This is a genomic window from Arthrobacter sp. Leaf234 (genome assembly GCF_001422665.1).
Classification (GTDB): domain Bacteria; phylum Actinomycetota; class Actinomycetes; order Actinomycetales; family Micrococcaceae; genus Arthrobacter_D.
In genome coordinates this window covers 1,156,701-1,169,318 of the sequence record NZ_LMLU01000001.1, presented here as the reverse complement: position 1 = coordinate 1,169,318, position 12,618 = coordinate 1,156,701, and the positions used below count along the sequence as shown (strand labels likewise).

11 protein-coding genes are annotated in these 12,618 nt (G+C 70.1%); 3 read left to right on the top strand and 8 right to left on the bottom strand.

The genetic code is table 11. From position 1 onward, the window contains the following. The first annotated feature begins 100 nt into the window (after positions 1-100). Positions 101-1,102 carry an EamA family transporter RarD gene (gene rarD / locus ASF21_RS05435; protein ID WP_082471249.1) on the top strand — a complete coding sequence of 334 codons (1,002 nt, stop codon included), beginning with the start codon at positions 101-103 and terminating at the stop codon, positions 1,100-1,102. A 33-nt stretch (positions 1,103-1,135) separates the two neighbouring features. On the opposite strand, the gene ASF21_RS05430 is transcribed toward rarD, so the two are convergent. The 5 genes from ASF21_RS05430 to ASF21_RS05410 all read right to left on the bottom strand — a co-directional run bounded on the left by ASF21_RS05430 (position 1,136) and on the right by ASF21_RS05410 (position 6,774). After that, complete coding sequence (locus ASF21_RS05430; RefSeq protein WP_055767794.1) at positions 1,136-1,693, bottom strand: MarR family winged helix-turn-helix transcriptional regulator; 558 nt, start codon at positions 1,691-1,693, stop codon at positions 1,136-1,138. Between the two features lie 272 nt (positions 1,694-1,965). Continuing rightward, positions 1,966-2,808: a universal stress protein gene (locus ASF21_RS05425; RefSeq protein ID WP_055767791.1), complete on the bottom strand. Its 843-nt coding sequence runs from the start codon at positions 2,806-2,808 to the stop codon at positions 1,966-1,968. Positions 2,809-2,933: 125 nt separating this feature from the next. Beyond that, complete coding sequence (locus ASF21_RS05420; protein ID WP_055767787.1) at positions 2,934-4,457, bottom strand: APC family permease; 1,524 nt, start codon at positions 4,455-4,457, stop codon at positions 2,934-2,936. Then, complete coding sequence (locus ASF21_RS05415; protein ID WP_055767784.1) at positions 4,454-5,347, bottom strand: universal stress protein; 894 nt, start codon at positions 5,345-5,347, stop codon at positions 4,454-4,456. Before ASF21_RS05415 ends, ASF21_RS05420 begins: the two co-directional genes overlap by 4 nt. Before the next feature lie 2 nt (positions 5,348-5,349). After that, the gene (locus ASF21_RS05410; RefSeq protein WP_082471341.1) at positions 5,350-6,774 is read right to left on the bottom strand and encodes a flavin monoamine oxidase family protein; all 1,425 of its coding nucleotides are present in this window, start codon (positions 6,772-6,774) and stop codon (positions 5,350-5,352) included. A 117-nt stretch (positions 6,775-6,891) separates the two neighbouring features. On the opposite strand from ASF21_RS05410, the gene ASF21_RS05405 reads away from it, so the two are divergent. Continuing rightward, complete coding sequence (locus ASF21_RS05405; protein WP_055767780.1) at positions 6,892-7,563, top strand: TetR/AcrR family transcriptional regulator; 672 nt, start codon at positions 6,892-6,894, stop codon at positions 7,561-7,563. Positions 7,564-7,655: 92 nt separating this feature from the next. Here ASF21_RS05405 and ASF21_RS05400 read toward each other — a convergent pair whose 3' ends face one another. After that, on the bottom strand, positions 7,656-8,234 hold the full coding sequence (locus tag ASF21_RS05400; protein WP_162237512.1) for a TetR/AcrR family transcriptional regulator: 579 nt from the start codon (positions 8,232-8,234) through the stop codon (positions 7,656-7,658). Positions 8,235-8,322: 88 nt separating this feature from the next. Between ASF21_RS05400 and ASF21_RS05395 the strand changes: the two genes are divergently transcribed. Further along, positions 8,323-9,549, top strand: a complete 1,227-nt coding sequence (locus ASF21_RS05395; RefSeq protein WP_055767773.1) for a zinc-binding alcohol dehydrogenase family protein — start codon at positions 8,323-8,325, stop codon at positions 9,547-9,549. Between the two features lie 160 nt (positions 9,550-9,709). Here ASF21_RS05395 and gabT read toward each other — a convergent pair whose 3' ends face one another. Then, the gene (gabT, locus tag ASF21_RS05390; protein WP_055767770.1) at positions 9,710-11,098 is read right to left on the bottom strand and encodes a 4-aminobutyrate--2-oxoglutarate transaminase; all 1,389 of its coding nucleotides are present in this window, start codon (positions 11,096-11,098) and stop codon (positions 9,710-9,712) included. A 28-nt stretch (positions 11,099-11,126) separates the two neighbouring features. Continuing rightward, positions 11,127-12,563, bottom strand: coding sequence for a gamma-aminobutyraldehyde dehydrogenase (locus tag ASF21_RS05385; RefSeq protein WP_055767768.1), 1,437 nt, complete (start codon positions 12,561-12,563; stop codon positions 11,127-11,129). Between the last annotated feature and the right edge of the window lie 55 nt (positions 12,564-12,618).

Genomic DNA, 12,618 nt, shown 5'->3' with positions numbered 1-12,618 from the left:
AGCGCACAGTTCCCTATTCTAAATGGCCATGGCCGGGAGAGGGTCCATGAGTGGCGCGGATCTCCCCGGGCCGGCATCAGGTCCGCGGTGGACGCCCCGGATGCAGGGGAATAAAGGCCCGGCGCAGCCCGTTGCGGACCTCGTGAGCGGAACAGGTGCTGTGAGCGGTCGTCAGCCGAGGAGCGAGAACTCCGTCGGCATCCTCTTCGGCATCGGTGCGTACGGCCTGTGGGGCCTCCTTCCGCTCTACTTCCTGATCCTCGCGCCGGCCGGTCCCACCGAGATCGTCGCCAACCGCGTCCTGTGGTCCCTGATCTTCTGCGCCCTCCTGCTCACGGCGCTGCGCTCGTGGCGCCCGGTCCTCACCGCGCTCCGCACGCCGCAGATCTCGGGGACGCTCGCGGTCGCCGCCCTGCTGATCGCCGTGAACTGGTTCGTCTACACCTATGGCGTCACCTCCGGGCAGGCGATCGAAGCCTCGCTCGGCTACTTCATCAACCCCATCGTGTCGGTGCTCCTGGGGGTCTTCGTGCTGCGGGAGAAGCTCAGGCCCCTGCAGTGGACCGCCATCGGCATGGGCGTCCTGGCCGTGGTGGTGCTGGCCATCGGGTACGGCTCGGTGCCCTGGATCGCCCTCACCCTCGCCTTCTCCTTCGGGCTCTACGGCTTCATGAAGAAGCGCGTGGGGTCCCGCGTGGACGCGGTCTCGAGCCTCAGCATCGAGACCCTGGTCCTCACACCCATCGCTGCCGGCGTCATGCTGTGGCTCGCCTCGAGGGGGGAGGCCACACTGCTCACCGAGGGTACCGGCCACTTCTGGATCATGGCGGCCTCCGGTGTGATCACCGCGGTACCGCTGATCTTCTTCGGCGCAGCAGCGCGTCGGCTTCCGCTCACGACCATCGGCCTCCTGCAGTACCTGGCGCCCGTGCTGCAGTTCCTGCTGGCACTGCTGGTGCTGCACGAGGAGATGCCCTTCGAACGGTGGGTCGGTTTCAGCCTCGTCTGGGTGGGGCTCATCCTGCTGACCATCGACATGCTCCGTACCGTGCGGCGGCAGCCCAGGCCCGCCAGGGTGCCGGAACCGGCCACGGCGTCCTGACACCACACGCCGCCCGTTCCGGCCCGCCCGCCCTCACCCGGATCCCTCGGGCGGGGCACCAGGCCGACGACGATCGCGGCCACCCCTCGAGCCGGTGTCGGCAACCGACGCGCCGGTGACCGGAACGGGGAGCTCGGCCGTGAGGTAGGCGTCGTTGAAGCGGGACAGCAGGCCTGCGAGCTCGACGACGTCGGCCGGTTCCCATTCCTCGAGCTGTCGGCGGAAGGTGCGGCGCCGCACGCCACGGGCGGCGTCGACGCGGCGAGCGCCCTCGGCGGTCAGCCTGACCGGGCGGGACCGTTCGTCGTCGACCGGCGCACTCCGCTCCACGAGCCCGAGCCGCACGAGCACCGCGACGTGGCCGCTCACGGCCGGCAGGCTCATGCCGAGCACCGCGGCCAGATCGGTGACACGGCACGGGCCGAGGGTCCTGGACGCCGAGAGCACGCTGTAGGCCGCGGGTTCCATCGCCGGATCGATCCCCCGTGCCAGCGACCGGCAGACGAGCTGCTCGCTGCGGCACATCGTCGCCGCCCGCTCCTGGACGCCGTCGAGCACGGAGTCCCGCGACCTCGGGACCGTGGGATCCACGCCTCCATCCATGGCCGAAGCCTAGGCAGCGGCCGCGCGCAGCGGAATGCCCCGGGCCAGCATTACCCCGGATGACTCACTCCGACCGTCCTGCTCCGGCACAGCACGGCAGCGCAGCGGCCTCCACACCGCCCGGCAGGCACGACTGACGGCGACCTCGTGGCGGGATGGTGCACCCTCACACCGTGGCCGGTCTGCCTCGATCCGGCGGGGCGGCAGATCCGGTCGTGCCGGTACCGATGCCCGCGCCCTGCCGCACGGGCGTGGTCAGGTCAGCGCGGAGTGCGCACCCAATCGCGCGGCACGACGACCATCGGCACCGGCAGCGCACGCAGCATCTTGTTGGCCGTCGCGCCGAGGAAGATCTGCCGATGCTGGGCGAGGCGGCTCGAACCGACGATGACCAGCTCCCCCGAATCCCACTCGATGCCGTCGATGGCCTGCTCGATCGTGCGGCCGTGCGCCACGATGATCGACGTCTCGTGCCCGTCCGGCAGCTGCCCGACGGCGCGTGCCAGGACCGAGTGGGCATGCTGGTGCGCCTGGTTAATGGCTTCACCCGAATCGGACGACTCCTGCACGTCGAGCGCCACGAGGGAGACGAGCCGGAGCGGGAGTCCCCGGCGCGCGGCCGACTCGACGGCGACGTCGATGGCGCCCTCCGCTCCCGGACGGTCGCCGACCGCGCACGTCATGCGGGTGAAGGTGGCCCGGTGCCGGTACCCGCGGGGGGCCAGCGCCACGGGGACCTTCGAACTGTGGAGCACCGCGTTCGCGACGCTGCCCACGGTGTACCGGCGGAGGAGTCCGTTGCTGGAAGCGCCGATGACGATCAATCCGGCGTCGACGTCGGCCGCCGCCTCGAGGAGGCCCTGCGCGAAGGAATCCGCCAGGCGCACGCGCGTGGTGACCTCGACGCCGTCGGGCACACTGTCCTTCGCACGATCCAGCGCCTCCTGTGCCCTGCGCCCCCCGGGAGCGGAACTGCCGTCCTGCGGCCAGTCGAGCACCGTCACGAGGTCGATACCCGCCGACTGCGTCAGGGCCAGCGAGGTGGCCAGTTCGAGGGCGTCCTGCCCGCGGTCATTCTCGGTGTAGCCAACGACGTAGCGCACGGCGGGGTCTCCTCGGTGTGTACGGTGCGGGGGCGGCGCGGACGGCAGGCGCCGCACCGGATCGGTTCACTCTAGCGCAGCGCCTGCCGGGTGGCTGGGCGCCTCCCGACGGACGCCCGCCACGGCTACTCCTCCCGTGCCGCCGTGCCCTGGACCAGCACCTCCTGGCGGAAGAACGCCGGGTTGATCCGCGACCACACGAGCATCAGGACGGCACCGAGGAGGATCACGCCGATGCCGAGGATGAACACCATGCCGACCCCGAACAACTCGGACCCGGAGCCGTAGGCGGGATCCATGGAGTCCACGGCCGTCTTGACGAACATGACGAGCAGGATCACGCCGCCGAGCAGCGGGGCCAGGAAGCGGAAGAGCACGTTGCGTGCGCTCGAGAAGGCCTGGGCCCGGAAGTACCAGACGCAGGCCAGCGCCGTGATGCCGTAGTAGAAGCAGATCATCAGGCCGAGGGCGGTGATGGTGTCCCACAGCGCGTTCTCGGACACGAGCCGGGTGAATACGTAGAAGCCCGCAGCGGCGACGGCGGCAGCCACGGTGGCATAGCTCGGCGACTTGTGGGCGGGGCTGATGCGTCCGAAGCCCTTCGGCAGGGCCTTGTAGTGGCCCATGGCGAGCAGCGTGCGCGCCGGGGAGACGAAGGTGGACTGCAGGGAGGCGGCCGAGGAGCTGAGGACGGCCATGGACATCAGGATGGCGAACGGCCCCATCACCGGCCCGGCCAGCGTGGCGAAGATGCTCTCCTGGTTGTCGGGATTGCCGGCTCCCAGCTCGCCGTCGCCCACGCCCGCGAAGGAGAGGGTGGCGATGGCGACCGTGAGGTAGATGACCACGATCACGACGACGGTGAGGGCGCCCGCGCGGCCCGGCGTCTTCTTCGGGTTGGTGGTCTCCTCGTTCATGGTCAGCGTCACGTCCCAGCCCCAGTAGATGAAGATGGAGAGCGAGACGCCGGCGGCGAAGGCCGAGAAGGACCCGACGGCGAACGGGTTGAACCACTCGGCGCTGATGCTCGTCGCGTCGAACGCCGTGCCGTTGGCCACGTGGACGAAGGCCGCGATCGCGAACCAGGCGAGCACGACGAGCTGGAACGTGACGAGGACGTACTGGACGGTCTTGGTGGCCTCCATGCCCCGGTAGGACACGTAGCAGGCGAGCGCGATGAACACGAGCGTCGTCGCGATGTTCACCGGGAGGTCCAGGGTCAGCGCGGCGATCGAGGGGTCGTCGAGGATCTGCGAGAGCATCAGGTAAAAGAAGTCCACGGCGACGGCCGCGAGGTTGGAGAGCACGATCACGGTGGCCGCGATCAACCCCCAGCCTCCCATCCAGCCGACCCAGGGACCGAAGGCGCGGGTGGCCCACGTGAAGGAGGTGCCGGAGTCCGGCATGGCGCTGTTCAGCTCCCGGTAGCCGAGTGCCACGAGCAGCATCGGGATGAACCCGACCAGGAAGATGGCCGGCAGGTTCACGCCGACCTCGGCGACGGTGGGGCCGAGTGCCGCCGTGAGCGTGTAGGCGGGTGCCACGCAAGACACCCCGATGACCACGGCGCCCAGCAGGCCCACCGTGCCCGAGTCGAGGCCCTTCCTGCTGAGCCCGGTTCCCCTTTGTGTTGTCTCGTCGATACTCATGCATCCGCCTCTGTGGATAAGGTGCCCGGGCCGGAGGTGGTGCCGGGCGTTGCATACGTACGCGGGACGACGACCATGGGGATGGTCAGCGTACGCAGGATCTTGTTGGCCGTGGATCCGAGGAAGAGGCGCATGTGCTGCGCGAGGCGGCTCGAGCCGACCAGCAGCACCTCCCCCTCGTCCCAGGCCATCGCCTCGACGGCCTCCTCGATGGAGGACCCGTGCGCCGTCTCGACGCTCACCCGGCCTCCGGCCGCGAGCGACGACGCGGCCTCCGCGAGCCGCCGGTTCGCCTCGTCCTCGGCTCCCCCGGCATCGGGTTGCCCGGCGTCGAGGGCCACGAGGGAGACGAGGCGGAGCGGAAGGCCACGGCGTTCCGCGGAGGACACCGCGACGGAGATGACGTCGTCGGCCCCCGCCCGCCGACCGACCGCGCAGGTCAGGCGTGTCGCGGGCTCGGTGCGGCGGTATCCCCTCGGCGCGAGCGCGACAGGGACCGGCGCGGCGTGCAGGAGGCCGCGCGCCACGTTGCCCACGCTGAACCGGGCGGCGAGGCCCCGGGAGCTCGCGCCGATCACGATCAGCGACGCCTCGGTGTCCTCGGCGGCACGGATGAGTCCTTCGGCGTTGGACTCGGCCCGGATGACGACGCCGCGGGCCGTCACGTCGTCGGGGACGAGGGCCAGCCCCTGGTCCATCCACTCGCGCATCTGCTCTGACAGCAGGGTGTCGAAGCCCTGGTCCGGCGGGTACGTCCCCGCGTAGACGGAATGTTCAGGCGTGACGAGGACGAGGTCCAGGTCTGCGTCCTGCCGCCGTGCGAGCGCGACGGCGAGACAGACGGCGTCGTGCCCGCGCTCGTCCGCGGTGTAGCCGACGATGTAACGCATGGTCAGGCCCCCTGGGCGGTGCCGGTGGACTGCAGTCCCGAGGACAGTTCGAGGTGGATCGCGGTCGCGGTGCGCTGACCCATGCGGATGGCACCGTCCACGTGCTGGTAGCCCTCCGCCGCGATGTCCGAGCAGGACCAGTGGATGGGGCCGACGGGCGTGCGCTGGTCCCGGCCGTAGCGGTGGAGCCCGCCGAGGTCGTAGCTGGAGGCGTACGCTCCGCGCGTCCATTCCTCGGACGCCCAGTCGGACTCGTAGTACACCTCGGGCTGCAGCGCCTGCGGTCCGAGGAAGCCGGCGATCGAGGACAGGATGCGCTCGCGCCGCTCGTGCGGGGGGAGCTCGAACATCGCGTCCGCCTTCTCGTCGGAGATGAAGCCGACGAGCGTGCCCCGGGGGTCCTCGTGGTTGGAGTTGTCGTACACCTCCTGCACGATCGAACCGGCACTGAAACCGGTGCCGGAGAGCCCCTCCTCGCGCCAGAACGGAGTGGTGTAGACGGCGTGCACCTTGATGACCAGGCCGAGCGACTGGTGCTGGTGCATCTGGTGCTGGCGGCGCGGCAGCGGGGGCTCGTAGCTGATGCGCGAGTACAGGTTGGGCGGGACGGCGACGACGGCGTAGCGCGCGTGCACCGTCGTCGTGTCCGAGACCACCGTGACGCCGTCGACCCCGTCGATGCCGCTCCAGCGCAGGGTACGCACGGGGCTCGAGAGGATCACGTCCTCCCCGAGGTCCGCCGCCATCCGCTCCGAGACGGACTGCATGCCGCCCACCACCCGCCGGTCGAGGATGAAGTCCTCGTCCACCAGGTTGGAGAACGAGCCGGCGGTCGCGGCCATGAGGATGGCCTGCAGGGTCGAGAAGGAGTGCGCTGGTTTGGTGAGCATGCCACCGGCGATGAAGAGGCCGATGTTGTCGCACGCCTCCTCGTCGTCGGACTGCTGCCGGAGCCAGTGGTGGAAGGAGATGGTGTCCAGTGCACGCGCGTCCGGATGGTTCCACGGCGCCTCCGGACCGGCCTCCGCCACGAGGCGGTCGAGGAGGTCGATCAGCCGCTGCATCTCCTCCCGCGTGTACTCGTCCACGGGGAACAGCTCCCCGGAGTAGCGGACGGGTGCTCCGTCGGGCCCGATGTAGACGGAGTCGCCGGCCCGGTACCGGGGGAACGTCGACATCCCGAGTTCGTCGAGGAGCCCGATCAGGGCGGTCTGGTCCGGGGAGACCCACTGGCCGCCCACTTCCAGCACCGCGCCCTCCACGACGTCGGTGTGGGTACGGCCGCCCACACGGTCCCTCGCTTCGAGGACGGCGACGCTGTGGCCGGCCTTCTTCAGTTCCCGTGCTGCGGTCAGGCCGGACGGGCCTGCCCCGATGATGACGACGTCGCGCTCGATGGTCTGCATGTGATCCTCCCGGCCCTGCATGACGAGGGCCACAAAATGAACGGCATTCATTATTCCGCACTACTATAGCCAGAGGTCGCCCGCGAGGGAAGGGAGCGGGCCTAGAGTTAATCAGGACGCAACACGAAGGCAGGAGCCATGACAGCACCCTCCCCCGAGCCCCGGCGTGCCGGGCGGCCGCCCCGCAGCGTGCTGTCGAAGGACCGCATCACCGGAGCGGCCCTCGACCTCATCGCCGCCGAGGGCTACGAGGGCCTGACCATGTCGGGGCTCGCCCGGAGGCTGCGGGTGGCCCCCTCCGCCCTGTACAACCACGCCGGCTCCAAGCAGGAGGTCCTCGGGTGGGTGCAGGACCACGTCATGACCATGGTGGATGTCAGCGCCTTCTCGCGCGAGGCGTGGGACGACGCCGTGCGGCAGTGGGCGTGGTCCTACCGGGAGGTCTTCGCGCGGCACGCCCCCCTGGTGCCGGTCATCGCGGTCATGCCGGTGACGGACGCCGCCGGGACGCTGGGGATGTACGAGGAAGTGGCGCGCGGCTTCCTGGCCGGCGGGTGGCCCGAGGAGCGGATCGTGCCGACGATCGTGGCCCTCGAGTCGTTCATCTACGGGTCGGCGCTCGATGTCGCCGCACCCCGGGACATCTTCGACTCCGGGTCGCTGGGCGATCGCTTCCCGGTGTTCACCGCCGCGGTCCACAGCGCGTCGGGGGCGGGGGACGCGGACAGTGCGGCCGATGCCGCCTTCCACCTCGGGCTCGACAGCATGATCACGGGCCTGCGCGCCCAGCTGGCGGCCTACTCGTCCTGACGCTCCACCCGTCCGGAGGAGCCACCCGGTCCAGGTGCGCTATTCGTCCTGGCGCGCGGGACGGACGAGCCGTCCCACCCGGTCCTGGTGCCCTACTCCCCCTGGCGCGCGGGACGGACGAGCCGTCCCATCCGGTATGCGGTGGAGTGCAGGACGTCCACGAAGGCGGAACCGTCGGCCTGCAGCCAGTCGGTCAGGGCGAGCTCGAACACCGTGACGCCGTAGCGCGCCACCATGCGGGCCTCGTCGCCGTCCACCCCGTGCCGCTCGAGTGCTTCGCTGATCACCTCCCCGAGCAGGACGTTCTTGAGCAGTTCCCGCTCGCGGAGGCCCTGGTCGGACCCGATGATGGCGCGCCGGGATCGGATGTCCTCACGCCAGCCCTCGAAGGGCCCCGTCGCCATCGCCTCGAAGCCGTGCATCACGAGACCCAGCGGGGACAGGAAGGCAGGAGCACCGGCCACCAGCGCCGCGACGACGCCGGGGAGCTCCCGCTCGCGCAGGAAGAGGACGTCGCGCTTGTCCGGGAAGTGGCGGAAGAAGGTTCGCGTGGTGAGCCCCGCGCGGGCGGCGATCTGCGGCACGGAGGTGGCGGCGTACCCCTGAACCGTGAAGAGTTCGACGGCCGCCCGTTCCAGGCGGAGTGCGGCATCGGGGGCCCATCTGCTCATCGCTCCACCGTACTCGATGACACGGCATGCCATCTTGTCGTACCCTGATGGCATGCCGTGTCATCACGGTCTTCGATCCGGGAGATTCATGTACACCAACGCAGCCGCACTGCTCACCGAGGCCTTCGGGGATCTGGAGGTACGGCCGGTCCCCTTCCCCGCAGCCCTTCCGGGCCAGCTGATCCTGCGCAACCGCGCCATCGCCGTCAACCCGCTCGATCTGATCAAGCAGACGACAGGCAATGTGATGTACCGATGGCTCCCCTACCCGGCCGTCCTCGGAGAGGATGTGGCGGGAGAGGTGGTCGAGGTCGGAGCGGGAGTCACGCGCTTCGTCGCCGGCGATCGCGTCATGGCCTATGCGCTGGGCATGGAGAAGGGGCGGGATCACCTGGCGGAGGGCGGCTTCCAGCTCTACACAGCGGTCGACGCCGCACTGGCCGCACCCCTGCCGGACTCCCTCGCCTTCGAGGACGCCGTCGTCCTGCCGCTGGCCGTGTCGACCGCTGCCACGGCTCTCTTCCAGGATGACCACCTGGGTCTGCGTCCACCGACCGGTCCCCGCGTGGCTGGCGATCCATCGGGTGTCGAGCAGTCCCGGGCGGATGAGGCGCGGGCGTATCCGTCGTGGGTCGTTGTATGGGGCGGATCGACCAGCGTGGGCAGCAACGCGCTCCAGCTCGCCGCAGCCGCCGGATACCGCGTCGCGACCACGGGGTCGCTCCACAACCATGATCGACTGCGGGACCTCGGTGCCGACATCGTCGTCGATCGGTCCAGTGCATCCGCAGTCCGGGATCTTGCCGCGTCGCTCGAGGGTCGTCACGTCGCCGGGATCCTCGCCGTCGGGACCGGATCGGGCGAGGCCTGCGTGTCCCTGGCCCTCCTCACCGGCACCGGGCGCGTGGCTCTCACGAGTCCGTCGGTGGCGCTGGAGTCACTGCCGAGGGCGCGCGGAGCACATCTGCTCCGCGCCCGGATCTTGCTGCAGCTCGCGGCGCGCGCCGCGATCCTGCAAGTGCGGGCCCGCCTGCACGGCGTGAGGGCCGCGTTCGTCTGGGGAAGTTCGCTCCACCACAATGCCGTGGGGCCCATGCTGTGGGAGCAGTTCCTGCCTGCGGCCCTTGCTGCCGGGACGTACACGCCCGCACCGGCGCCGCGGATCCTGGGCGAGGGACTGGATCATCTGCAGCCGGCACTCGACGCCCTGCGCGAGGGCGTGTCGGCGGTGAAGCTGGTGGTCACGCTTCCGGGTGCGCCCGGTGACCCGGCAGGACCCGGCATGACCAGGCGATCCGGCGACCTGACCACCTAACGACCTGGCGACCCGGCGACCCGGCGACCTGGTGATCCGGTGTGATGCCGACCTGCCCCCGCGGACTCCTGGCGGAGCGAGCACAGCCGGGACGAACGAAGGCGCCGCAGCTCGATGCCGCGGGGCCCTCGTCGACGTACGCAGCCCGAGCCGCCGCAGGTCAGCCGGCGTTCACGGTCCTGATGGCGTGCTCGAGCACGTCCAGGCCGTCCGCCAGCAGTTCGTCGGTGATGACGAGCGGCGGCAGCAGGCGGATGACGTTGCCGTAGGTGCCGCAGGTCAGGATGATGACGCCCTCGCGCAGGCACTGTGCCGCGATGGCCTTCGTCGCGTCGGCATGGGGGGTCCGACCGCCGCCGGGCTCCACGAACTCGATGGCCAGCATGGCCCCGCGTCCGCGCAGCTCCCCGACGATACTGCCGTCCCCGAGATCCGCCTGCAGTGCGGCTAACCGCTCGGTGACCTGCGCCTCGATGTGGCGGGCCCTGCCCGCGAGGTCCTGCTCCTTCATCGTCTCGATGGCGCCGAGTGCAGCGGCGCACGCCACCGGATTACCGCCGTAGGTCCCGCCGAGTCCGCCGGCGTGGACGGCGTCGAGCAGGTCCGCGCGGCCGGTGATGGCGGACAGCGGCATGCCGCCGGCGATCCCCTTCGCCATCGTGATGATGTCCGGGACCACGCCCTCGTGGTTCACGGCGAACCACTCGCCCGTCCGGCAGAAACCGGACTGGACCTCGTCCGCGATGAAGACGACGCCGTTGGCCTTCGCCCAGTCCGCCAGGGCGGGTAGGAAGCCGTCGGCGGGGACGATGAACCCGCCCTCGCCCTGGACGGGCTCGATGATGATCGCCGCGACCGAGTCCGCGCCGATCTGCTTTTCGATCATCGTGATGGCCCGCTGTGCCGCCTCGGGGCCCGTGATCGACGGGTTCTCCTCCCGGAAGGGGTAGCTCATCGGCACGCGGTAGATCTCGGGGGCGAAGGGGCCGAAGTTGGTCTTGTACGGCATCGACTTCGCCGTGAGGGCCATCGTGAGATTGGTTCGGCCGTGGTACGCGTGGTCGAAGGCGACGACGGCGTTGCGGCCGGTGGCCAGGCGTGCCACCTTGACGGCGTTCTCCACGGCCTCGGCTCCGGAGTTGAACAGGACGGTGCGCTTCTCGAAGTCGCCGGGCGTCAGGGCCGCCAGCTGCTCCGCGACGGCGATGTAGCCCTCGTAGGGCGTCACCATGAAGCAGGTGTGCGTGAAGTGCTCCACCTGCTCCTTGACGGCACCGACCACGGCCGGGTCGGACGCACCGACGCTCGTCACGGCGATGCCGGAGCCGAGATCGATGAAGGAGTTGCCGTCGACGTCGTGGATGATCCCGCCGTCGGCGTCCGCCACGTACACGGGCACGCCGGAGGCGACGCCCTTGGCGACGACGGCCGCGCGGCGGGCCGCGAGCTCGGTGGACCGCGGACCGGGGAAGTCCCCGGTGATGCGGCGCTTCTGCTCGAGCCTGAAGCTCGGGGCGGTGATCCCGGGAGTGGTTGCGAAGATGGTCATCGGGGAGGGTCCTTTGTCTCGGGGACGATCAGGCGTCCAGCACGCTCATGACGTGCTTGATGCGGGTGTAGTCCTCCACGCCGTACATGGAGAGGTCCTTGCCGTAGCCGGAGTTCTTGAAGCCGCCGTGCGGCATCTCGGCCGTGAGCATGATGTGCGTGTTGATCCACACGGCCCCGAAGTCGAGGTCGCGGGAGACACGCATCGCGGTGCCGTGGTCCGTGGTCCACACACTGGAGGCGAGCGCGTAGTCCACGCCGTTGGCGAGCTCCAGGGCCTCCTCCTCGGTGGCGAAGGTCTGCACGGTGAGGATGGGACCGAAGGTCTCCTGCTGCACAACCGGGTCGTCCTGGCGCGCACCGGTGATGATGGTGGGCTCGAAGAAGTAGCCCTTCTCCCCCGCGCGCTTGCCGCCGGTCGCGATGCTGCAGTGTGCCGGCAGCCCTTCGATGACGGAGGTGACCGCGTTGAAGTGGTTGATGTTGTTGAGCGGCCCGAAGTAGTTCTCGGAGTCGTCGGCGCTGCCCGTGCGCAGGGTCGCCGTGTGCTCGACCATCGCGGCCACGAGGTCGTCGTGTGCCTCCTCCTGCACCAGCACGCGGGTGATCGCGGTGCAGTCCTGGCCGGCGTTGAAGAAGGCGAACTCGGTGATGGCCTCCGCCGTCTTCTTCAGGTCCGCATCGGCAAAGACGACGGCGGGAGCCTTGCCGCCGAGCTCGAGGTGGGCCCGCTTGAGACCCTTCGCGGCGCTCGAGGCGACGGCGATGCCCGCACGGACGGATCCGGTGATGGACACCAGCCCGGGCACGGGGTGTTCGATCATCGCCGCGCCGGTCTCCCCGGTCCCGAGCACCACGTTCAGGACGCCGTCGGGCAGGATGCCCTGGGTCAGGCGCGCCAGCACGAGGGTCGACTCGGGCGTCGTGTCGCTGGGCTTCAGCACCACCGTGTTGCCGGCCGCGAGCGCGGGACCGATCTTCCAGATGGCCATGAGGAAGGGGTAGTTCCAGGGGGCCACCTGCGCGACGACGCCGATGGGCTCGCGGCGCACATAGGAGGTGTGGCCCTCCATGTACTCGCCGGCGGACTTGCCCTCGAGGATGCGCGCGGCGCCCGCGAAGAACCGCAGCTGGTCGGCGCCCACGGCTACCTCCTCGGCGGCGATCATCTCGCGCACCTGCCCGGTGTTGCGGTGCTGCGCCTCGACGAGCTCGTCGCTCGCGGCCTCGACGGCGTCGGCGAGCTTCAGCAGCATCAGCTGGCGCTGGCTCGGGGTGGTCCGCTTCCAGGTGGTGAAGGCACGACGGGCGGCCTGCATCGCGTCGTCGACGTCGGCCGGCGTGGAGACGGGCGACTGCGCCACCACCTCGCCGTTGGTCGGGTTCACGATGTCGAGGAGCTGATCACGAGCGCCGGCGGGCACCACGAAGTGTCCGTCGATGTAGTTCTGAAGGGTCTCGGCCACGCTGCAGCGCCTTTCACGGGGTCTTTACACGCTCGTACCGGTGCCGGTCGACGTG

What these genes read in the sequence shown, in the direction of transcription:
- rarD (WP_082471249.1), top strand. Translation starts at nt 101, where the DNA reads ATGCAGGGGAATAAAGGCCCGGCGCAGCCCGTTGCGGACCTCGTGAGC.
- ASF21_RS05420 (WP_055767787.1), bottom strand. Translation starts at nt 4,457, where the DNA reads ATGAGTATCGACGAGACAACACAAAGGGGAACCGGGCTCAGCAGGAAG.
- ASF21_RS05415 (WP_055767784.1), bottom strand. Translation starts at nt 5,347, where the DNA reads ATGCGTTACATCGTCGGCTACACCGCGGACGAGCGCGGGCACGACGCC.
- ASF21_RS05410 (WP_082471341.1), bottom strand. Translation starts at nt 6,774, where the DNA reads ATGCAGGGCCGGGAGGATCACATGCAGACCATCGAGCGCGACGTCGTC.
- ASF21_RS05405 (WP_055767780.1), top strand. Translation starts at nt 6,892, where the DNA reads ATGACAGCACCCTCCCCCGAGCCCCGGCGTGCCGGGCGGCCGCCCCGC.
- ASF21_RS05400 (WP_162237512.1), bottom strand. Translation starts at nt 8,234, where the DNA reads ATGAGCAGATGGGCCCCCGATGCCGCACTCCGCCTGGAACGGGCGGCC.
- ASF21_RS05395 (WP_055767773.1), top strand. Translation starts at nt 8,323, where the DNA reads ATGTACACCAACGCAGCCGCACTGCTCACCGAGGCCTTCGGGGATCTG.
- gabT (WP_055767770.1), bottom strand. Translation starts at nt 11,098, where the DNA reads ATGACCATCTTCGCAACCACTCCCGGGATCACCGCCCCGAGCTTCAGG.